This is a genomic window from Mycobacterium sp. NPDC050041, from assembly GCF_049541695.1.
Lineage (GTDB): Bacteria > Actinomycetota > Actinomycetes > Mycobacteriales > Mycobacteriaceae > Mycobacterium.
This window is the reverse complement of sequence record NZ_JBMVDG010000009.1, coordinates 50,839-70,461: the sequence shown is the minus strand read 5'-3', so window position 1 is coordinate 70,461 and position 19,623 is coordinate 50,839. Positions and strand designations below refer to the sequence as shown.

General features: G+C 70.3%; 18 protein-coding genes. 6 read left to right on the top strand and 12 right to left on the bottom strand.

Annotation, left to right across the window (positions count from 1 at the left end):
- The first annotated feature begins 12 nt into the window (after positions 1–12).
- The gene (locus ACPCHZ_RS23585) at positions 13–477 is read left to right on the top strand and encodes a hypothetical protein (protein ID WP_423486964.1); all 465 of its coding nucleotides are present in this window, start codon (positions 13–15) and stop codon (positions 475–477) included.
- Here the strand turns inward: ACPCHZ_RS23585 and ACPCHZ_RS23580 are convergent.
- Positions 459–1,805 (bottom strand): DNA polymerase IV, encoded by a 1,347-nt coding sequence (locus ACPCHZ_RS23580; RefSeq protein WP_423487107.1) that lies wholly within the window; start codon positions 1,803–1,805, stop codon positions 459–461. The two genes, ACPCHZ_RS23585 and ACPCHZ_RS23580, sit on opposite strands and share 19 nt — an antisense overlap.
- A gap of 63 nt (positions 1,806–1,868) precedes the next feature.
- Between ACPCHZ_RS23580 and ACPCHZ_RS23575 the strand changes: the two genes are divergently transcribed.
- Positions 1,869–2,081: an RNA-binding S4 domain-containing protein gene (locus ACPCHZ_RS23575; RefSeq protein WP_364979928.1), complete on the top strand. Its 213-nt coding sequence runs from the start codon at positions 1,869–1,871 to the stop codon at positions 2,079–2,081.
- 10 nt (positions 2,082–2,091) lie between these two features.
- On the opposite strand, the gene ileS is transcribed toward ACPCHZ_RS23575, so the two are convergent.
- Together ileS and ACPCHZ_RS23565 are read right to left on the bottom strand one after the other, a co-directional pair.
- Positions 2,092–5,238, bottom strand: coding sequence for an isoleucine--tRNA ligase (ileS, locus tag ACPCHZ_RS23570; protein ID WP_423486963.1), 3,147 nt, complete (start codon positions 5,236–5,238; stop codon positions 2,092–2,094).
- A 222-nt stretch (positions 5,239–5,460) separates the two neighbouring features.
- Positions 5,461–6,120 (bottom strand): hypothetical protein, encoded by a 660-nt coding sequence (locus tag ACPCHZ_RS23565; RefSeq protein ID WP_423486962.1) that lies wholly within the window; start codon positions 6,118–6,120, stop codon positions 5,461–5,463.
- A gap of 136 nt (positions 6,121–6,256) precedes the next feature.
- Here ACPCHZ_RS23565 and ACPCHZ_RS23560 point away from each other — a divergent pair, with 136 nt between their 5' ends.
- Entirely contained in the window at positions 6,257–6,619 is a 363-nt protein-coding gene (locus ACPCHZ_RS23560; RefSeq protein ID WP_364979919.1) for an XRE family transcriptional regulator, read from the top strand.
- Between the two features lie 44 nt (positions 6,620–6,663).
- A complete protein-coding gene (locus ACPCHZ_RS23555) occupies positions 6,664–7,398 on the top strand; it encodes a hypothetical protein (RefSeq protein WP_423486961.1) in 735 nt (244 codons plus the stop codon).
- A 19-nt stretch (positions 7,399–7,417) separates the two neighbouring features.
- Here ACPCHZ_RS23555 and ACPCHZ_RS23550 read toward each other — a convergent pair whose 3' ends face one another.
- From ACPCHZ_RS23550 to mutA, 4 genes are read right to left on the bottom strand one after another with little or no spacing between them, the layout of a single operon-like run.
- Positions 7,418–8,683: a serine hydrolase domain-containing protein gene (locus ACPCHZ_RS23550; RefSeq protein WP_423486960.1), complete on the bottom strand. Its 1,266-nt coding sequence runs from the start codon at positions 8,681–8,683 to the stop codon at positions 7,418–7,420.
- Between the two features lie 52 nt (positions 8,684–8,735).
- Positions 8,736–9,737 (bottom strand): methylmalonyl Co-A mutase-associated GTPase MeaB, encoded by a 1,002-nt coding sequence (meaB, locus tag ACPCHZ_RS23545; RefSeq protein WP_423486959.1) that lies wholly within the window; start codon positions 9,735–9,737, stop codon positions 8,736–8,738.
- Positions 9,738–9,757: 20 nt separating this feature from the next.
- The gene (scpA, locus tag ACPCHZ_RS23540) at positions 9,758–12,031 is read right to left on the bottom strand and encodes a methylmalonyl-CoA mutase (protein ID WP_423486958.1); all 2,274 of its coding nucleotides are present in this window, start codon (positions 12,029–12,031) and stop codon (positions 9,758–9,760) included.
- Positions 12,032–12,033: 2 nt separating this feature from the next.
- Positions 12,034–13,890, bottom strand: a complete 1,857-nt coding sequence (mutA, locus tag ACPCHZ_RS23535; protein WP_423487106.1) for a methylmalonyl-CoA mutase small subunit — start codon at positions 13,888–13,890, stop codon at positions 12,034–12,036.
- Positions 13,891–14,028: 138 nt separating this feature from the next.
- Here mutA and ACPCHZ_RS23530 point away from each other — a divergent pair, with 138 nt between their 5' ends.
- Complete coding sequence (locus tag ACPCHZ_RS23530) at positions 14,029–14,787, top strand: TVP38/TMEM64 family protein (RefSeq protein ID WP_423486957.1); 759 nt, start codon at positions 14,029–14,031, stop codon at positions 14,785–14,787.
- 4 nt (positions 14,788–14,791) lie between these two features.
- Here the strand turns inward: ACPCHZ_RS23530 and ACPCHZ_RS23525 are convergent, their stop codons facing one another.
- Genes ACPCHZ_RS23525 through ACPCHZ_RS23515 form a run of 3 tightly spaced genes read right to left on the bottom strand, consistent with a single transcriptional unit; the run spans position 14,792 to position 16,837 of the window.
- Positions 14,792–15,151, bottom strand: coding sequence for a DoxX family protein (locus ACPCHZ_RS23525; protein ID WP_423487105.1), 360 nt, complete (start codon positions 15,149–15,151; stop codon positions 14,792–14,794).
- A gap of 11 nt (positions 15,152–15,162) precedes the next feature.
- Complete coding sequence (locus ACPCHZ_RS23520; protein ID WP_423486956.1) at positions 15,163–16,386, bottom strand: SPFH domain-containing protein; 1,224 nt, start codon at positions 16,384–16,386, stop codon at positions 15,163–15,165.
- A gap of 16 nt (positions 16,387–16,402) precedes the next feature.
- Complete coding sequence (locus ACPCHZ_RS23515; protein WP_423486955.1) at positions 16,403–16,837, bottom strand: NfeD family protein; 435 nt, start codon at positions 16,835–16,837, stop codon at positions 16,403–16,405.
- Between the two features lie 59 nt (positions 16,838–16,896).
- On the opposite strand from ACPCHZ_RS23515, the gene ACPCHZ_RS23510 reads away from it, so the two are divergent.
- On the top strand, positions 16,897–17,751 hold the full coding sequence (locus tag ACPCHZ_RS23510) for a hypothetical protein (protein ID WP_423486954.1): 855 nt from the start codon (positions 16,897–16,899) through the stop codon (positions 17,749–17,751).
- Here the strand turns inward: ACPCHZ_RS23510 and ACPCHZ_RS23505 are convergent.
- Both ACPCHZ_RS23505 and inhA read right to left on the bottom strand, forming a co-directional pair.
- Positions 17,720–18,787, bottom strand: coding sequence for a ferrochelatase (locus ACPCHZ_RS23505; RefSeq protein ID WP_423487104.1), 1,068 nt, complete (start codon positions 18,785–18,787; stop codon positions 17,720–17,722). The two genes, ACPCHZ_RS23510 and ACPCHZ_RS23505, sit on opposite strands and share 32 nt — an antisense overlap.
- A gap of 17 nt (positions 18,788–18,804) precedes the next feature.
- On the bottom strand, positions 18,805–19,614 hold the full coding sequence (inhA, locus tag ACPCHZ_RS23500) for an NADH-dependent enoyl-ACP reductase InhA (protein WP_423486953.1): 810 nt from the start codon (positions 19,612–19,614) through the stop codon (positions 18,805–18,807).
- Between the last annotated feature and the right edge of the window lie 9 nt (positions 19,615–19,623).

Genomic DNA, 19,623 nt, shown 5'->3' with positions numbered 1-19,623 from the left:
CACGCTGGTGCCATGAATTGGCGTGGCATCGGGGCGGCATCGGGACTGGTCGTGCTGGCCGCGGCGCCGGCGCCAATGTCGCACGCCCAGCCGCCGCCCGGCGTCGCTGAGACGGCCACCTATCCCCTGGCCCAGGGCCGTTACACCTCGCCCACCGACTTCTACTGGGTGTTCTTCAGGACACCAGACGGCCGGTCCTGCGGAATCGGCCCGAACGGCGGCCCGGTCGGGTGCGGCGCGGTGCCCGTCGACGCCCCCGAGGGGATGAACCAGACCGTGGTCAACAGCTGGGGCCCGGCCGAGTACCGCCACTCGGACGCCGCGACGTTCACCCGCGACGTCGACGTACTCCCGGAGGGCCACCGGCTGGAGAACTGGGGCGCCGGCTGCGCGGTCGGCCACCCGGGCACGGTCACGTGCACGACCTACGGGCAGCACGGATTCATCCTGTCGGCCGTCTACAGCGAGTTCTGGTAGGCCGCCAACCCGTCGATGTAGTCCGGCCAGTCGAGGCTGTCCACCGGATTGGCGCGCACCACGTCCGGCGCCGGGTCGGGGAACGTGCGGGCGATGCCGGGCCCGGTGCTGCGGGTCTCGAAGCGCACCGTCATGACGCCGTGCCCGGCGCCCTGGATCCAGCCGTGCCCGTGTTCGGGGTGTGCCACGTCGTCCCCGATCCGCCAGGCCGGCGCGGTCGACGCGGCGTCGCTCACCGACGGCGGCACCGGTACCGCTGCCACCGGTGCGCCGCCGTCGTCGGCGACGAGGTCGAGATCGGGGAACAGCGACTCCTGGCGCACCTCTGTCAGACCCGAGAACGCCACGCCGACAAGGCGTATCGGCCCGATCTCCATCGGGTCGAGCAGCAACCGGCGGGCCATGGCGATCAGTGTCGCGGCGTCGGCCGTGGCATAGGGCAGGGTGGCCGAGCGGGTCAGCGTGCTCATGTCCGACTTCTTCAGCTTCACGGTGACCGTGCGCGCTCCCCTGCCGTCCTTCTCCAGCCGCCGGTGGGCGTGTTCGCCGATCGGTCCGGCCGCTTCCCGCAGCTGGTCCAGGGTGATGAGGTCGGCCGGGAAGGTCGATTCGGCGCTGATCTGCTTGGCCTCGGCGCGCTCGGCGACCGGCCGGTCGTCGATGCCCTGGGCCAGCCGGTGCAGCGCCGGGCCGACGGTGCCGCCGAGCACGTTGGCCACCTCGGCGTCCGACAGCGCCGCGAGCTGGCCGATGGTCCCGATGCCCAGGCGGTGCAGCCGCTCGTCGGCCACCGGTCCGATGCCCCACAGCCGCCGCACCGGCAGACCGTCGAGAAGCGAACGCTCCTCGTCCGGGCCGACCACCCGCACCCCGTCGGGCTTGGCCAGCTCGGAGGCGATCTTGGCGACCTGCTTGCCCGACCCCGCCCCCACCGAGGCGACCAGACCGGTCTCGTCGCGCACCCGCGCCCGCAGTGCCTCGCAGTAGGCGCTCACGTCGGCGGTGGCGGCGCCGACGAGCTCGGCGGGCTCGGCGAAGGCCTCGTCGAAGGAGAGCTGTTCGAGCACGGGCACCACCGCGCGGACGACGTCGAACACCCGGCGGCTGGCGACGCCGTAGACCACCCCGCGCGGCGGCAGGACGACTGCGGGTGCACCGACGAGCCGGCGGGCCTGGTGCATCGGCATGGCCGAACGCGCGCCGTGCACCCGGGCCTCGTAGCTGGCGCCGGCCACCACGCCGCGCCCGCCGAGCCCGCCGACCAGCACCGGCCGGCCCTTCAGCGTCGGCCGGGTCAGCTGCTCGACCGATGCGAAGAACGCGTCCATGTCCAGGTGCAGGACCCACCGCGCGCCCACACCCGCCGATGCTAGGGCGCTAGCCTGACGTGCATGCACGAGGTGCCCATCGTCGACGAGTCGATCCGGCTCGGCCAGTTCCTGAAACTGGCCTCGCTGCTGGACTCCGGTTCGGATGCGAAGGCGGCGATCGCCGACGGGCTGGTGAGCGTCAACGGCGAGGTCGAGGTGCGTCGCGGCCGACAGCTGCACCCCGGGGACACCGTGTCGATCGGCACCGAGTCCGCCCGCGTCGTCCGCGGCTGAGCGCCGCGGATCACGCCTTGGTGAGCGCGACCCGCACACCGTCGCCGATCTCGGCGCCGTCCAGCACGTCGCCGAAGTCGAAGCTGGTGGCCAGGATCTCGCGCGCGATCAGCTCGCGGTGCGTGTGCGCCCACTCGGCCTGCCCGGCGGGCACCGACATCACCACCGAGACCCGGTCGGACACGTCGAGTCCGGTCGACTTGCGCAGCTCCTGGAGTTCGCGGATGCGGTCCTTCGCCCATCCCTCGGCCTCCAGTTCCGGGGTGACGGTGCCGTCGAGCACCACCAGCCCGGAGCCGTCGGCGAGCGCCGCGGTCCACTCCGCGTCGGCGGCCACCAGCCGGGAGCTGAACTCACCGGGCTGCAGCACCGCAGGTCCCGCCGTCAGTGTGCCGTCCGGATTCACCACGCCCTGACCGGCCTTCACCGCCTTGATCGCGGCCTGCACCTCCTTGCCGATGCGGGGGCCGGCGACGCGCGCGTTGACGGTCAGCTCGAACCGCCCGTACGCGGCGATGTCGTCGCTCAACTGCACGGCCTTGACGTTCAGCTCGTCGGCGATCAGATCGGTGAACGGCGCCAACGCCGCCGGATCATCAACGGCCACAGTGAGTTTCGGCAAGGGGAGCCGCACCCGCAGCTTGTTGGCCTTGCGCAGCGCCGACGCGGTCGAGCACACCTCACGGACCTGGTCCATGGCGGCCACCAGGTCGGGGTCGCGCGGCAGGTCGTCGGCCGACGGCCAGTCGGCGAGGTGCACCGACCGCCCGTCGGTCACCCCCCGCCAGATCACCTCGGTGATCAGGGGCAGCAGCGGCGCGGCCAGCCTGCCGGTGACCTCCAGCACGGTGTGCAGGGTGTCGATCGCGTCCGCGTCCTCCTCCCAGAACCGCGACCGCGAGCGCCGCACGTACCAGTTGGTCAGCGCCTCCGTGAACTGCCGCAGCTGGTCGCACGCACCCGAGATGTCGCAGGTGTCAAGCGATTCGGTGAGGTCGTCGCGCAGCTGCGCCAGCTTGGCCAGGATGTAGCGGTCCAGCACATGCGGCGAGTCGGTGCGCCAGCTGCCCCGCTGCGGCGCGTAGAGCGCCAGGAACGTGTACGCGTTCCACAGCGGCAGCAGCACCTGACGGACCCCTTCGCGGATGCCCTGTTCGGTGACGATCAGGTTGCCGCCCCGCAGGATCGGTGACGCCATCAGGAACCACCGCATCGCGTCGGAGCCGTCGCGGTCGAACACCTCGGTGACGTCGGGATAGTTGCGCAGCGACTTGCTCATCTTCTGCCCGTCGTTGCCGAGCACGATGCCGTGGGCCACGCAGGTCTTGAACGCCGGCCGGTCGAACAGCGCGGTGGCCAGCACGTGCAGGGTGTAGAACCACCCGCGGGTCTGGCCGATGTACTCGACGATGAAGTCGCCCGGGAAGTGCGCGTCGGCGCCGCCGTGTCCGTCGGCCCCGCTGACGCCGTCGAACCACTTCTGGTTCTCGAACGGGTAGTGCACCTGCGCATACGGCATCGACCCCGAGTCGAACCACACGTCGAGCACGTCCTCGATGCGCCGCATCGTCGAGCGCCCGGTCGGGTCGTCGGGATTCGGCCGGGTCAACTCGTCGATGTAGGGCCGGTGCAGGTTGTCCGGCCGCACCCCGAAGTCGCGTTCGAGCTCGTCGAGGCTGCCGTAGACGTCGACCCGCGGGTACGCCGGGTCGTCCGACGTCCACACCGGGATCGGGGTGCCCCAGTAGCGGTTCCGCGAGATCGACCAGTCCCGCGCGCCCTGCAGCCACTTGCCGAACTGGCCGTCGCGGACGTGCTCGGGGTACCAGGTGATCTCCTGGTTGAGTTCCACCATCCGGTCCCGGAACGCGCTGACCTTGATGAACCACGACGACACGGCGCGGTAGATCAGCGGGTTGCGGCACCGCCAGCAGTGTGGATACGAGTGGTCGTAGGTCTCGTGCCGCAGCAGCACGGCGCCGTTGACGCCGGCGGAGCCGCTGCCGTTCTTGAGGTCCCGGATGATCTGCGGGTTGGCGTCGAAGACGTGCTGTCCGGCGTAGTCGGGCACGGTGGCGTCGAAGCGGCCCTTCGCGTCGACCGGGGTGACGGCGACAATGCCGGCCGCCTGGCAGGTCGCCATGTCGTCCTCGCCGTAGGCCGGGGCCATGTGGACGACGCCGGTGCCGTCGTCGGTGCTGACGAAGTCGCCCGGCAGCACCACGAAGGAGCCCGCGGCGTCGGCGAAGTACGGGAACGGCGGCAGGTAGCCGGTGCCGAGAAGGTCTCGCCCGGTGCAGGTTCCGAGGATCTCGGGCTCGTCACCGAACTCGCGGGTGTAGGCGCCCAGCCGGGCCTCGGCCAGCACGAAACGCCGGCCGTCCGCGTCCCGGATGTGCGCGTAGGTGACGTCGGGGTTCACCGCGACGGCCTGGTTGGACGGCAACGTCCACGGCGTCGTCGTCCAGACCAGCAGGTGGGCGTCGGCGAATTCGCCTCCGGTCAGCCGGAATCCGACCGTCAGCGCCGGGTCCTGCCTGCTCTGGTAGACGTCGTCGTCCATCCGCAGCTCGTGGCTGGACAGCGGGGTCTCGTCGTTCCAGCAGTACGGCAGGACGCGGTTGCCCTCGTAGGCGAGGCCCTTGTCCCACAGTTGTTTGAACGCCCAGATCACCGACTCCATGAAGCCGATGTCGAGGGTCTTGTAGTCGTTGTCGAAGTCGACCCAGCGGGCCTGGCGGGTGACGTAGTTGCGCCACTCGTCGGTGTACTTGAGCACCGACGCCCGGCAGGCGTCGTTGAACTTCTCGATGCCCATCGCCTCGATCTGCGCCTTGTCGGTGATGCCGAGCTGGCGCTGCACCTCGAGCTCGGCGGGCAGACCGTGGGTGTCCCAGCCGAACCGGCGCTCGACCTGGTAGCCCTGCATCGTCCGGTACCGCGGCACGATGTCCTTGACGTATCCGGTCAGCAGGTGGCCGTAGTGCGGGAGTCCGTTGGCGAACGGCGGGCCGTCGTAGAAGACGTATTCCGGGGCGCCGTCGCGCCGGGCGATGCTGGCCCGGAACGTGTCGTCGCGGTCCCAGTAGTCCAGGACGTCGGCTTCGAGCGCCGGGAAGTTCGGCGCGCCACCGGCCGGCTTGGGATAGGCGGTCACTGCGTAGTCTCCTGTGCCACGTTCAGGCACGGGGACGACGTCGCGCTGGTGCGCGAGCGCCGCGGTACCACCCCGCTTGCGCGCCTCGCGGTGCGCCGCTCTTCGCTGGCTGTGACGGGCCAACCCGTCCGGTTCTACTTGGCCCCGCGCGCGTGCCGGGACCGTTCTTCCGGAGGCTCCCCGGTGATGTCCGGATCCGTGCCGATGAAGGAGATTCTAGCGTCAGGCCGCGGCGGTGGCTTCCGAGGTCAGCTCGATGAGCGCGAACGGGAACTGCTCGGTGAGTTCGAGCACCGTCACCCGGTCGAACCGGCTGCTGTCGTACCACCACTCCAGCTGGACCCCCTCGGCCGTGCGGTACAGCCGCAGCTCCAGAGCGTGCCCCATGACCGGCTGACCCGACGGCGCCTGCGAGCGCTCACCGAGATCGTTGAAGAAGACCTCGGACGCGGGATGCGCCGACCCGAAGTAGTGCAGGATGCCGTGCCTGAAGGTGCGGTGCGGCATCGTCGCGAGGGTGCGGTGCACCGCACCGACGGCGTCGTCGGCGCTCACCTGGCGCTCGGTGGCACAGGTCAGCTCCACCGGGTGCAGGACGGCCCGGCCGTTGCGAGCGACGTCGACGGCGAGCACGCCGTGACCGATGGTGCGGGCGATGGTCCGGCCCAGCGCGGCGAGCAGGATCTCGTCGGCCGCGAGGCCGAGGCTGCCGGCCGCACCGTCCAGTTCCATGGTCAGCATGTCGGTCAGCGGCATCGCCAGCCGGGTGTTGGCGATCGGGCTGCCTGGCGCATCGCGGTCCGCGATCCGTAGCCGGATGTGGGCGGGATCCACCGAATCCGTCGCGTAGTTGCCGGAATGGGCGAGATATGGGGCGACCATGTGGACCACGCTACGCCCCGTGTCCCAGATATGGGAGACCCGTGCCAAAACTGTGACGGCACTGTCAATAAAGGCAATACCTTTCTGTCTCTGGTTGCCACTGCCCAATGTCGGGAACTGCCGCTAAGGTGGGTGGGTGCCCCGGACAGACGAGAACGGCAGACAGCTGAAGGCGTTGCTCGACTACCTGCTCGACGGCGACGTCGAGGCCAAGGACATCTACGACGCGCTCGGCATCTCGAGCAGCACGTACTACCGGCGCATCAAGGAGCAGGACTACCCCGACGCCGAGGAGCTGCGCAGAGTCTCCGACAGGTTCGCACTCAGCTACCCCGACCTGCAGATTCGGTTCGGGCTGATGAGCCGCCAAGAGGTGTGGAGCTACATCGAGTCCGCTCCGTTCTCGGTGGCGACGGCGGTAACCGAGGCGACCAGGACCGAGGCCCGGCCGGCCAAATTGTCGGAAATGGCGCCGCGTCCGGACGCACCGCCGCTCTAAGCCGTACAATTTGCTGGACGATCCCCAGCCCGGAAAGCGGTTTCATGGCCCTCGCAACGCTGATCGCGATCACACTCCTGTGTATCGCGTGGAGCCTGTGGATCCGCCGTGTGACGTGGGGCTGCCGGTGGGAGGTTGCGGCCACCCTCAACATCGCGCTCCAGGGCATGGCGGTGTTCCTGATGTCGCCGTTCGCCTCCGAGACCGTCGGGCACTGGCTCTATGCACTGACCGGTAAGTGGAACCTCGAGGACTACATCGGTCACGACTGCTACATCGTGGCCGCCTCGGCGATCGTCTACAACGCGCTGGGCCGCCTCGCCGACGATCACGCGATGCAGGTGTCGTTCAAGCAGTACGTGGAGCGGCCCGCCACGCTCTGCATCCCCCTGCTGCTGGCCACGTTCTCCATCGGCAACGGCGCCGCCATCTACCGGCCCGACTTCTTCGACGTCCCCACCGACCTCTGGCTCAGCGTGTACTGGCTGCTGCTCTGCGGCACCTTGATCTACCTGCTGGGTTACGGATCCCGGGCGCTGCTGATCCTCCGCAAGGATCCGCGGTCGCGCCGGATCGCCAACGTGTACCTCGCGGCCTCGGCCAGCGGCATCATCGCGTGCGTCGTCCGCATCACCACCGCTTTCGTGCCCAGCCTGCAGGCGGTCGAGGGCGGCACGCTCGTGTGGATCTTCGCCTGCGTGTGCGGCGCCGGCTTCGCGTTGGCCTCGGCACACTCCTGGCGCATCAGAACCAAGTGGTTCGCCCGCGCCGACCGATGACCGGCGGGGCGCTCGAGATCTAGCCGGTGGCCGTCTCGGCCACGGCGAACGACGAACCGAAATCCGGCACCGTCTGGTAGCCGCGCCGGCGTGCGCGCGCCGCGTCACGGCGGATCAGCACGTTGAGGCCGGCGAACGACCCCATGTCCAGCAGCATCGGCGTCAACAGGCGGTTGTGCACGTATCCGATCGCCAGACCGCTCTCGGGATCGGCCCATCCGAGCGATCCACCGAGGCCGACGTGGCCGAAGCCGCGCATCACCCCGAACGGCAGCGAGTGATAGCCCAGGTGGAACGCCAGCGGCACCATGATGTTGCGGTCCGGACGCAGGTCGGGCTCGCCGGTCAGCGCCGCCGTGGTCTCGGTGGACAGGAACCGGGCGCCGTCGATCGACCCGCCGTTGGCGATGGCGCCGTACATCCTGGCCAGACCGCGGGCGGTGGCGACGCCGTTGGCGGCCGGGATCTCCGCATCGAGGAACGGGATGTCCCCCTGCACCACGGCCTTCATGCCCGGAAAGTACATCGACCCGAATCCACCGGAGAACTGCAGCCTGGCCACCTTGGGGGCGACGAAGTTGAACACCGGGTTGGCGATCCGGTTCTGCGGCACCAGGATCTGCGCCACCCGGGTGGGCGACTCGGCGGGCGGGCGGCCCAGGTGCAGCCCCTCGGTGCCGAGCGGTTGCGCCAGCTCCGTGCGGATGAGGTCACGCATGCCCTGTCCGGTGACCGCGCGGGCCAGGCCCGACATCAGCCACCCGTAGGTCAGGGCGTGATACGCGGAGTGCCCGTACAGCAACCGGTTGACCGGAGCATCGGCCATCCGCTGCTCCATCGTCAGATGGTCGAGCAGATCGACCCTGCCGACGCCGTTGAGCTGTGACAGTCCGGCCCGGTGGCGCATCACGTCGCGCACGGTGATGTGAGCCTTGCCGTTGGCGCCGAAGTCGGGCCAGTACTCGGCGACGGGCATGTCGTAGTCGATCAGGCCGCGGTCCGCGAGCCGGTGGATCACCGTCGACGCCATGCCCTTGGTCGCGGAGAACACCATCGCGCCGGTGTCGGCCGTCCAGTACTGGGTGCCGCGGCGGTCGGAGTACCCGGTCCACACGTCGACGACCGGCTCGCCGTGCAGGTAGATGGACAGCGCCCCACCGCCGAACCGCCGTCCCGGGAACAGCTGGGAGAAACCGCGCAGGGTGCAGGCGAAATTCCGGTCCGCCGCACCCTGTACGCCGTGCGGGAGCGCTGCGTTGCGGTCCCGTTTCGGTACGTCCGTCACAGATGTGAATTTACTCGCAACCCCGGCAAATAAACCAGGCGTTACCGAGTCGTTAACCGCCGGAGGATTCCTGCCCTCCCCAGCCTGCGGCGTCGAGGATCTGCTGCGCCGCCAGCGCCGGGGTGAGCTCACCGTCGCGTACCCGGCGTTCGAGTTCCCGGCGGCCCGCCTTCACGTCCGGGTGGGACAGCACGCGGTCGAGCACGGTGTCGCGCACCATCGCCCAGGTCCACTCGACCTGCTGGGTGCGGCGCCTCGCCTCGAACTCGCCGGCCTCGGTGAGCACCCGACGGTGCTCGAGCACCGTGTCCCACAGCTCGGTCAGGCCGGCGCCGGTCAGTGCGCTCGTCGTGAGAACCGGGGGGCGCCAGAGTGTTTCGCGGGGATAGATCAGCCGGATCGCACCGGCGAGCTCGCGCGCGGCGGCCTTGGCCTCGACGGCGTGCTCACCGTCGGCCTTGTTGACCACCACGACGTCGGCGAGTTCGAGCACCCCCTTCTTGATGCCCTGGAGCTGATCGCCGGTGCGGGCCAGGGTGAGGAACACGGACGTGTCCACCATGTTGGCGACCGTCACCTCCGACTGGCCCACCCCGACGGTCTCCACCAGGATGACGTCGAATCCGGCCGCCTCGAGCAGCACCATCGTCTCGCGCGTCGCTTTCGCGACCCCGCCGAGCGTGCCCGACGTGGGCGATGGCCGGATATAGGCCTCGGGGTGCACGGCCAGCTTCGCCATCCGCGTCTTGTCGCCGAGGATCGAGCCGCCGGTACGGGTGGACGAGGGATCGACGGCCAGCACCGCGACGCGGTGTCCCTGCTCGATGAGGTGCATGCCGAGCGCCTCTATGGTGGTCGACTTCCCCACCCCCGGAACGCCGGTGATCCCCACATGCAGGGCGTTGCCGGCCTCCGGCATCAGCTCCAGCAGCAGTTCCTGCGCCCGCGCGCGGTGGTCGGGGCGCGTCGACTCGACCAGGGTGATGGCCCGCGCGAGCGCTGACCGGTCACCGCTGCGGACGGCATGCGCGAGATCCTGCGGGCTGGTGCTCATCGAGCCGATGGTGTCCGGCCCTAGCCGAGTTCGTAACCCAGCCGCTCGGCCAGCTTCTGCAGCAGGCCGATGGCCGCGTCGGCGATGACGGTGCCGGGCGGGAAGATCGCGGTCGCGCCCGCCGCGTACAGCTCGTCGAAGTCACCGGGCGGGATGACGCCGCCCACCACGATCATGATGTCCGGGCGGCCCACCTCGGCCAGCGCGTCGCGCAGCGCGGGCACCAGGGTCAGGTGCCCCGCGGCCAGCGAGGACACCCCGACGACGTGCACGTCGTTGTCGGCGGCCTGGCGCGCCACCTCGTCGGGTGTGGAGAACAGCGAGCCGACGTCGACGTCGAATCCGATGTCGGCGAAGGCGGTCGCGATCACCTTCTGCCCGCGGTCGTGGCCGTCCTGGCCCATCTTGGCGACCAGGATGCGCGGCCGGCGGCCGTCGGCGTCGGCGAATTTCTCCACCAACTCGGTGGCAGAGGAATAGGGGCTGATGTTTCCGCCTCCTCCCGAGACCTCGTCACGGTAGACCCCGGAGATCGTCCGGATCTCGGCCTGGTGGCGGCCGTACACCTTTTCCAATGCGTCGGAGATCTCGCCGACGGTGGCCTTGGCACGCGCGGCGTTGATCGCCAGCGCCAGCAGGTTGTTGCCAAGGCCGTCCTCCCCGCCTGGACCGTGCTCGCCGGCGGCCCGGGTCAGGTCGGCGAGCGCCGCCTCGACCGCCGCCGGATCCCGGTCGGCCCGCAGCTGCTCGAGTTTGGCCAGCTGCTCGGCGCGCACCCGGCTGTTCTCGACCTTGAGCACCTCGATCTCGTGGTCCTCTTCGACCTGGTACTTGTTCACGCCGATCACCGGCTGCGCCCCCGAGTCGATGCGGGCCTGGGTGCGGGCGGCGGCCTCCTCGATGCGCAGTTTCGGGATGCCGTCGTCGATGGCCTGGGCCATGCCGCCGTGCTCGGCCACCTCACGAATGTGCGCGCGGGCCTTCTCGGCGAGCTGATGGGTCAGCCACTCGACGTAGTACGAGCCGCCCCACGGGTCGATCGGGCGGGTGGTTCCGGACTCCTGCTGCAGCACCAGCTGGGTGTTGCGGGCGATCCGCGCGGAGAAGTCGGTGGGCAGCGCGAGCGCCTCGTCGAGCGCGTTGGTGTGCAGCGACTGGGTGTGGCCCTGCGTCGCGGCCATCGCCTCGATGCAGGTGCGGGCGACGTTGTTGAACGCGTCCTGTGCGGTCAGCGACCAGCCGGAGGTCTGCGAATGGGTGCGCAGCGACAGCGACTTCTCGTTGCGCGGCTCGAACTGCGAGACCAGCTCGCTCCACAGCAGCCGGCCGGCCCGCAGCTTGGCGACCTCCATGAAGAAGTTCATGCCGATGCCCCAGAAGAAGGACAGCCGGGGCGCGAACTTGTCGATCGACAGCCCGGCGTCAAGCCCGGCCTTGATGTACTCCACCCCGTCGGCGAGCGTGTAGGCGAGCTCGAGATCGGCTGTGGCCCCGGCCTCCTGGATGTGATAGCCGGAGATCGAGATCGAGTTGTACTTCGGCATCTTGGTGCTGGTGTAGCCGAAGATGTCGGAGATGATCCGCATCGACGCCTTGGGCGGATAGATGTAGGTGTTGCGGACCATGAACTCTTTGAGGATGTCGTTCTGGATGGTGCCCGCCAGCTTCTCCGGCGGCACCCCCTGCTCCTCCGCGGCGGCGACGTACAGCGCCAGGATCGGCAGCACCGCGCCGTTCATCGTCATCGACACCGAGACCTGCGACAGGTCGATGCCGTCGAACAGCTGGCGCATGTCGAGGATGGAATCGATGGCGACACCGGCCATTCCGACGTCGCCCTGCACGCGTGGGTGGTCGGAGTCGTAACCGCGGTGGGTGGCCAGGTCGAAGGCCACCGACAGGCCCTTCTGGCCGGCGGCCAGGTTGCGCCGGTAGAACGCATTGGACTCCGCGGCGGTGGAGAAGCCGGCGTACTGACGGATGGTCCACGGCTGGTTGACGTACATCGTCGGATACGGGCCGCGGACGAACGGCGCAGCGCCGGGGAACGAGTCGAGCGGATAGCCCGCGGCGACGGCCTCGTCGCGGTCGGCGGCGATGTAGACCGGCTTGACCTCGATGCCCTCGGGGGTCAGCCAGTCCAGTTGCTCCGGGGTGTAGCCGTGCGCGGCGGCGGCCGCGACGACGTGCTCCTCGACCGCCGCGGCGGTGGGCTCCTCGCCGCTGCGCTCACCGCGCAGCGGCACATCCTCGAAGCTGCCGATACCCTTGCCGACGTTCGTGGTCGCGGTCATCTTCAGGCCCCCAATCTGCCGAGCAGGTCCGACAGTGCGCCGACCGCATCGATTTTCGCGGTGAGGAAGTCGTCGGGTTTCGGGTCCGCCTCCGCGACGGCCTTCTCCGGTCCGGCCAGGTACACCCGGGAGATCCCGGCGTCGCGGGCGGCGCTCACCACGCCTGCCGCCTCCGCGGCGTACCGGCTGTCGGTGCCGCAGATCACCGCGACGTCCGGCGCACCCGCATCGGCGACGGCCTGGGCCACCCCGGCGGCGTCCAGCGGGCCCGGGTTGACGGCCTCGACGCCGCCGGAGGCCAGCAGATTCACCGCGAACGTGGCGCGGATGTTGTGTTCGGCCAGCGGCCCGATCGGCAGCAGCAGCACTTTCGGGCGCGCACCGGTGCGGTCGAGGAACGCGTCGGACCGGTCGCGCAGCTTCTCGAAGCCCGCGGCGTAGGGGGCCACGGCGGCGAGCGAATTCCCTTGCGACAGCGGTGGTTCCGCGAGGTTCGGATACTCGTTGACGCCGGTGACCGCGGTGCGCCGGTGCGCGATGTCGTCCTCGCGGCGGGCCGCGACCGCACTGATCCCGGCGGTGACGACGTCGCGCGCGGCGGCGAAGCCGCCGTGGGATTCGATCTTTTGGAAATGCCGCCACGCCTGTTCGGCCAGCTGATCGGTCAGATCCTCGACGAACCACGATCCACCCGCGGGGTCGAGCACGCGGCCCAGATGCGACTCCTCGAGCAGCAGCAGCTGGGTGTTGCGGGCGATCCGGCGGGCGAAACTGCGCGACGTGCCGGGGAATCCTTCCGGGATCGCGACGTCGAAGGGCTGCACGAGCACCGTGTCCGCGCCCCCCACCCCGGCCGCGAAGGCCGCCAGCGTGGTGCGCAACATGTTCACCCACGGGTCCCGGCGGGTCATCATCGGCAGCGAGGTGACCACGTGCACGGTCGCGTCACCGGCGTCCGGCGCGCCCACCACCTCCGCGACGCGGGCCCAGAGCCGGCGCGCGGCGCGCAGCTTGGCGATCGTCATGAACTGGTCGTCGTCGGCGGCGTAGCGGAAGCTGATCTGCGCCACGGCGTCCGGAACCGCGAGACCCGCGTCGCCGAGCAGCCGCAGATAGTCGACACCGGCGGCCACCGCACCGGCGAGCTCCCACGACACGTTGGCGCCCAGGCTGTGCAGGGCGGGGCCGTCGACGGTGATAGCGCGCACGCCGCCGTCGAACTCCGTCAGACTCGCCGCCGTGGTGAGCACGTCGGCCACCTCGGGCGACGGCCGCCGGCTCAGTGCCGCGGTCAGCGGGTCCGCGCCCAGGTCGATCGACAACCGGCCCCGCTGGTCCGCGTCGAGGTCGGCGAGCAGCGGCACCGTGGCCGCGGCGGCCGCGGCGAAGTCCGCACCGGCGTCGAGGATCACCGGCACCAGGTCGAGGAAGACGCCGTCGAGCAGCCGGTCCAGCTCGTCCGCGGCGACGCCGTCGGGGCCGCCGATCCGCAGTGCCAGCGCGCTGACCCCTTCGGTGAGGGCCACCAGCACGGACCCGTTGACCTCGCCGACCGCGGCGGGCGCGGCGGGGAACGTCTCGGCGACCCGCCAGCCCGCCTTGACGTCGCGCCGCGCATCGGCGCCACGGACGAACGGCCACCGCCCGGGCAGCGGATGCTCGGGCAGGGCATCGGCGCCGGTGTAGAGCGCGCGGATGACGAAGTCCTCATAGGTGGGCGACTCGAGCAGCCGTTCCGGTTCGGCGGGCAGGTCGGCGGGATCGCGGCGGGTGCTCTTGGCCAGCACCCCGGCGACCGCGGTGCGCCACTGCTCGCGGTCGGCTTCGACCGCACTCGACCCCTGCACGGACACCGGCATCTCCTGTTGTCGCAGCGTGTGAGCTTCCACCCGTCCATCAGGCTAAATGATCGCCGTCACGGTGATGCGCCCCGGTCGGTCGGTTCGACAGGCGCGCCGAGCGCCGGCCGTCGGTACGTGCCCGTAGGCTGGAAAACCGTGAACACCGTCGTCAGCACCGTGCGCCGGCTGCGCGCGGCGCTGATCGCTACCGCCGCACAGGTACCACCGCGCCGCTTCCTGGCGGTCGTGCTGGGGAGTGTGATTCTCGTCGCAGCGGCGCTGGTCGTCCCGTTGCCGACCGCGCTGCAGTTGAGGGACTGGGCCACCTCCGTCGGACCGTGGTTCCCGCTCGCCTTCCTGACCGCCCACATCGTGCTCACGGTGCTGCCGTTCCCCCGCACGGCGTTCACCCTCGCCGCGGGCCTGCTCTTCGGTCCGGCGCTGGGCATCACGCTGGCCGTCGTGGCCAGCACCGCCAGCGCATTGATCGCGCTGCTGCTGGTGCGCGCGGCGGGCCTGCAGCTCAACCGGCTGTTCCCGCATCCGCGCATCGGCGCGCTGGACGCCCGGCTGCGGCTGCGCGGCTGGCCGGTGGTGATGTCGATGCGGATGATCCCGGCGGTGCCGTTCTCGGTGCTCAACTACGCCGCGGGCGCGTCCACGGTCCGGGTGTGGCCCTACACGTGGGCGACGCTGGTCGGACTGCTGCCCGGGACCGCCGCGGTGGTGATCCTCGGCGACGCGCTCACCGGCCGGGTCGATCCCCTTCTCGTGGTCATCTCGGCGGTGACGGCAGGCGTCGGGATGGTCGGGCTGTTCTACGAGGTGCGCCAGCACCGCCGCACGCCCTCGGCCGGCGACGTGGCCGAGGTCGAGATCGAGGCGGACGTCGCGGCCACCTCTGTCCCGCGCTGATTTTTCAGCGGCGGTCGTCGACCCGTCGCGGACCGCGCACGGCCATCACGGTGTGCAGCACCAGGAACGCCGCTGCGGGCAGCGTGTTGACCGCCTTGTCCTTGATCCGCAGGTGCGCTCCGACCGCGAGGACGAAGTACACCGCCAGCATCGCGCTGGTCAGCCGGGCCAGCCACGGGTAGCGGGGCGCGGAGAGCAACCCCACCACCGATGCGGCCTTGGCCGTCGGCAACACCCACCGGATCCGGTCCGGCACCCCGTAGCTGTCGAGCGCCTTCGCGATCGGCGGCACCGGGATGCCACACGCCACCGCGTCGCCTGCCTGGAAGGCGGCGAGGGCCACGTAGGTACGCGGCGCGGTCAGCGTGTCGGCGATCACTCCGGGCTACCGGCGTGCCGGCCGAACGTCGGCGGCAGCGAGTCCTGCTGCTGCTGGGACAGCGGCGGGTACTGCATCGGCTCTGGCTCCGGCGGCGCCGACGGAATAGCGGACTGCACCGGCGTGCGGGCCTCGGCCTCGGCCTTCGCCACGGCCCGCACGATCTCGGGGTCGGTCTGGGTGGTGAACCACTCCGCGACCTCGTCGGTGTCGTCCTCGGGCTTGGGCAGGTTCTCCTCCACCGGCGACGGCTGATAGCGGAAGACGCCGTCCTCTCCGGGCGCGCCGAGCATCTTGGTGAAGCCCTGCAGCGCCGTGCCGAAATCGCTGGGCACCAGCCACACCTTGTTCGCCTCGCCCTTGGCCATCTGCGGCAGCGTCTGCAGGTACTGGTAGGCCAGCATCTCCGGGGTGGGCCTGCCGGCCTTGATGGCGGCGAACGTCTTCTCGATCGCCTTCGCCTGGCCCTGGGCGACCAGGTACTGGGCCGCCCGTTCGCCCTGGGCGCGCAGCATCCGCGACTGCCGGTCGGCCTCGGCCGCGAGCACGGCGGCCTGCTTGGCTCCCTCGGCGGCGAGGATCTGCGCCTGCTTCTGGCCCTCGGCCTGCATGATCGCCGCCGCGCGGCTGCCCTCGGCGGTCAGAATCATCGCGCGCTTCTCGCGGTCGGCGCGCATCTGCTTCTCCATCGAGTCCTGGATGGACGGCGGCGGGTCGATGGATCGCAGCTCGACCCGGGCGACGCGCAGGCCCCAGCGGCCGGTCGCCTCGTCCAGCACTCCGCGCAGCTGTCCGTTGATCTTGTCGCGTGAGGTGAGCGTCTGCTCGAGCGTCATGCCGCCGACCACGTTGCGCAGCGTCGTGGTGGTCAGCTGCTCGACGCCGACGATGTAGTTGCTGATCTGGTACACCGCGGCCTGTGGATTGGTCACCTGGAAGTACACGACGGTGTCGATGTTGACCGTCAGGTTGTCCTCGGTGATCACCGGCTGCGGCGGGAAGGACACGACGCGCTCGCGCAGGTCCACCCGGGCGCGGATCTTGTCGATGAACGGGATGAGCAGCGTGAGCTGACCGGAGACGGTCTTGCTGTAGCGACCGAGCCGTTCGATCACCGCCGCCTCGGCCTGGGGTATCAGCGCCACCGACTTGGCGACGACGATCGCCGCGAACACGACCAGCACGATCAGAAAGACGAGGCCGGCTACGGCACCATCCATGACGGGTCCCTCCTGCTCAGGGGTTCTTCCAGACGACGGCGGTGGCGCCGTCGATGTGCATGACGGTGACGTTGTCGCCCGGCTCGTACACATCGTCGTCGTTCAACGGGCGGGCCGTCCAGACTTCGCCCTCGAGTTTCACCTGGCCCTCATGGCGCGCCACCCGGTCGAGCACCAGCGCGCGCTTGCCCTCGAGCGCCTTCGCGGGTTCGGGCAACCCCTTGCCCGCCGTCAACCGGCGGCGCAGCGCCGGCCGGACCGACGCGAGCAGCAGCACCGAAACCACCAGGAACACCGCACCGTCGGCCCAGATGGGCCAGTCGAGCAGCCAGCTCGAGCCGGCGGCGGCGAGTGCCCCGCCCGCGAGCATCAGCAGGAACAGGTCGCCGGTCAGCGCCTCGGCCCCGGCCAGCACGAGTGCCAGGATCACCCAGATCAACGGAAGGGGCACGCGGTCACCCTATCGCGTAACCGACCCACACAGCGTTGAACAATTACACTGCGAGCATCATGTGGTGTCCCAGTGCAACGCTCGCGGCGTGGGCCAACGCCTGGCTCTCAGGTGCCGCCGCGCCCGACGATGTCCTTGACTCGCTATCGCTATGGGCGCCAAGGCATTCCGTGACCGCCTACGACTCGGTCGCGGCGGGTGCGACCGGCCTGCCGTGGCCGGACCTCAACGATTCCGGCGCCGTGTCACTGCTGCAGACGCTGCGCACCGCCGCAGGCCCGGCGCGCACCGGCCCGGCCCTCGGCATCGCGCTGCCGGTGCCCGGCGACGTGCGCGGGCTGCCCGCCGGCACGCAGTTCCAGCGCGACGCCGTCACCTCCGGTGAGGCGGTGCTGGTCACCGATTCCGGCGATCCCACCGCGGTGGTGGGGCTGGTGCCGGAGTTCGAATACGACGAGGGCTTCGACGATTCGGACTTCGACCCCGAGCCGACCGCGCTGGCGTGGACGGTGTACTCGGTGCCCGGCGCGCCCGGTACCGAATACGTCGAACTCGGCGAAGCCGAATACGCGTTGCGTTCGGCGGTGCGTTCGGCGGCCGACGCGCTCGGCGCGCTGCGTGCGGGCGCGGCAGGAGCCGACGTCGACGACCCGCGCGGACTGGTCGAGGAGGTGCTGGAGTCCTCACGGGTGCACCGGGCGCCCGACCACGCTCCCCCGCGCGCACTTCGGGTGCTGGAGAACGCCGCGCACGTCGACGCGATCATCACCGTCAGCTCCGGTCTGATGCCCATCGGGTTGCAGACGTCCTCGGAGGTGCAGATCGCCAGCGACGCGCTGCGGCCGCTGGGTCAGGTGGTCCGGCGGGCCCGCGTCGCCGCGCTCAGCGCGATCCTCTACTCGGCGTGGGGATGATCGTCGCCTGACACCGCGGCGACACCGCGCACACCTCACCGTTGACGCTGTGACCACAGCCCGGCGCCGGGTCCGGTCCGGGCTGCCGGGCGGGATCGGCGCCGGTGCGCAGTTCGTCGATGAGATCGGCGGCCAGCCGGGCGAATCGGCGGTCGGCGTTGGGCGTCGTCGTGCGTGCCAGCACGATGCCTGCCTCGTCGGCCTGTTCGCGTAGCTCGTTGTCGAGATCCCACACCACCTCGATGTGGTCGGCGACGAAGCCGATCGGGCAGACGATCACCGCCCTGGTGCCCGCCGCGGCCAGCGTCGTCAGGTGGTCGCCGACATCGGGCTCCAGCCACGGGATCTGCGGCGGGCCGGAGCGCGACTGCCAGACCAGGTCGTAGTCCGCGCCGTCGCGGCCCGCGGCCGCGGCCACCAGCCGTGCCGCGTACGCCACCTGCCTGCTGTACAGGTTCGGGCCGTGCCGGTCGTCGGCGGCGACCGGGATCGAATGTGCGGTGAACACCAGCCGGGCGCCGTCACGCAGTTCGGCGGGCAGCGAGGCGGCGGCGCCGTCGATCGCGTCGGCGAACATCTCCACGAACAGCGGGTGGTCGAAGTAGTGGCGCAGCTTGACCAGCTCGGGTGCCTGCGCTCCGGCGGCCGCCCGGCCGCGGGCGACGTCCTCGATGTACTGGGTGCAGCTGGAGTACCCGCCCCACGCGGAGGTGGTGAACACCGCGGCCCGGCGGACTCCGTTGTCCCGCATGGCCGTCACGGTGTCCTCGACGTAGGGCTCCCAGTTACGGTTCCCGAAGTAGACCGGCAGCGGATTGCCGCGCTCGGCCAGCTCGGTGCGCAACACCTCGATCAGCCTGCGGTTGATGCCGTTGATCGGCGACACGCCGCCGAAGTGCTGGTAGTGCTCGGCGACCGCGTCGAGGCGCTCCGGCGGGATGCCACGGCCCCGGGTGACGTTCTCGAGGAACGGCCGGACCTGCTCCGGCCCTTCGGGACCGCCGAAGGACAACAGCAGAACGGCGTCGAAGTCCACGCGCTGTGCCACCCGGGCTACAGCAGCTGGGTGCTGGCGCCACCGTCGGCGTAGACGATGGTGCCGGTGGTGGCGGGCAGCCAGTCCGACAGCAGTGCGCAGACCGTCTTCGCCACGGGCGTCGGATCTTTCATGTTCCAGCCGAGCGGCGCCCGCTGATCCCAGCCCTCCTCGAGCAGCTGCATCTGGGCGCCGGCTTCGTCACCGAGGGCGCCGCCGACGATGGCGCTCATGGCAAGCGTCCGGATCGGACCGGCGGCAACGAGATTCGACCGGACCCCGAAGGGGCCTGCCTCACGCGCGACGAACCGGTTCACCGATTCCAGGGCGCTCTTGGCGACCGTCATCCAGTTGTAGGCGGGCATCGCGCGGGTGGGGTCGAAGTCCATGCCAACGATCCCGCCGCCGGAATTCATCACCGGCAGCACCGCTTTGGCGAGCGAGGCGTAGGAGTAGGCCGAGATGTGGATGCCTTTGGCGACATCCTCGTAGGGCGCGTCGAAGAAGGGGTTGATGCCCATTCCGGTCTGCGGCATGAAGCCGATCGAGTGCACCACCCCGTCGAGCTTGTTGCCGGCGCCGATGACCTCGGTGACCCTGTCGGCGAGCGTCTCGAGGTGCTTCTCGTCCTGCACGTCGAGTTCGAGCAGCGGCGGCTTGGCCGGCAGCCGATCGAGGATGCGCTCGATCAGCCGCAGGCGGTTGAAGCCGGTGCAGACGACCTCCGCGCCCGCCTCCTGCGCCACCTTGGCGATGTGGAACGCGATGGACGAGTCGGTGATGATCCCCGTCACGAGGATGCGCTTGCCTTCGAGCAGACCTGTCATTGTGCTGAC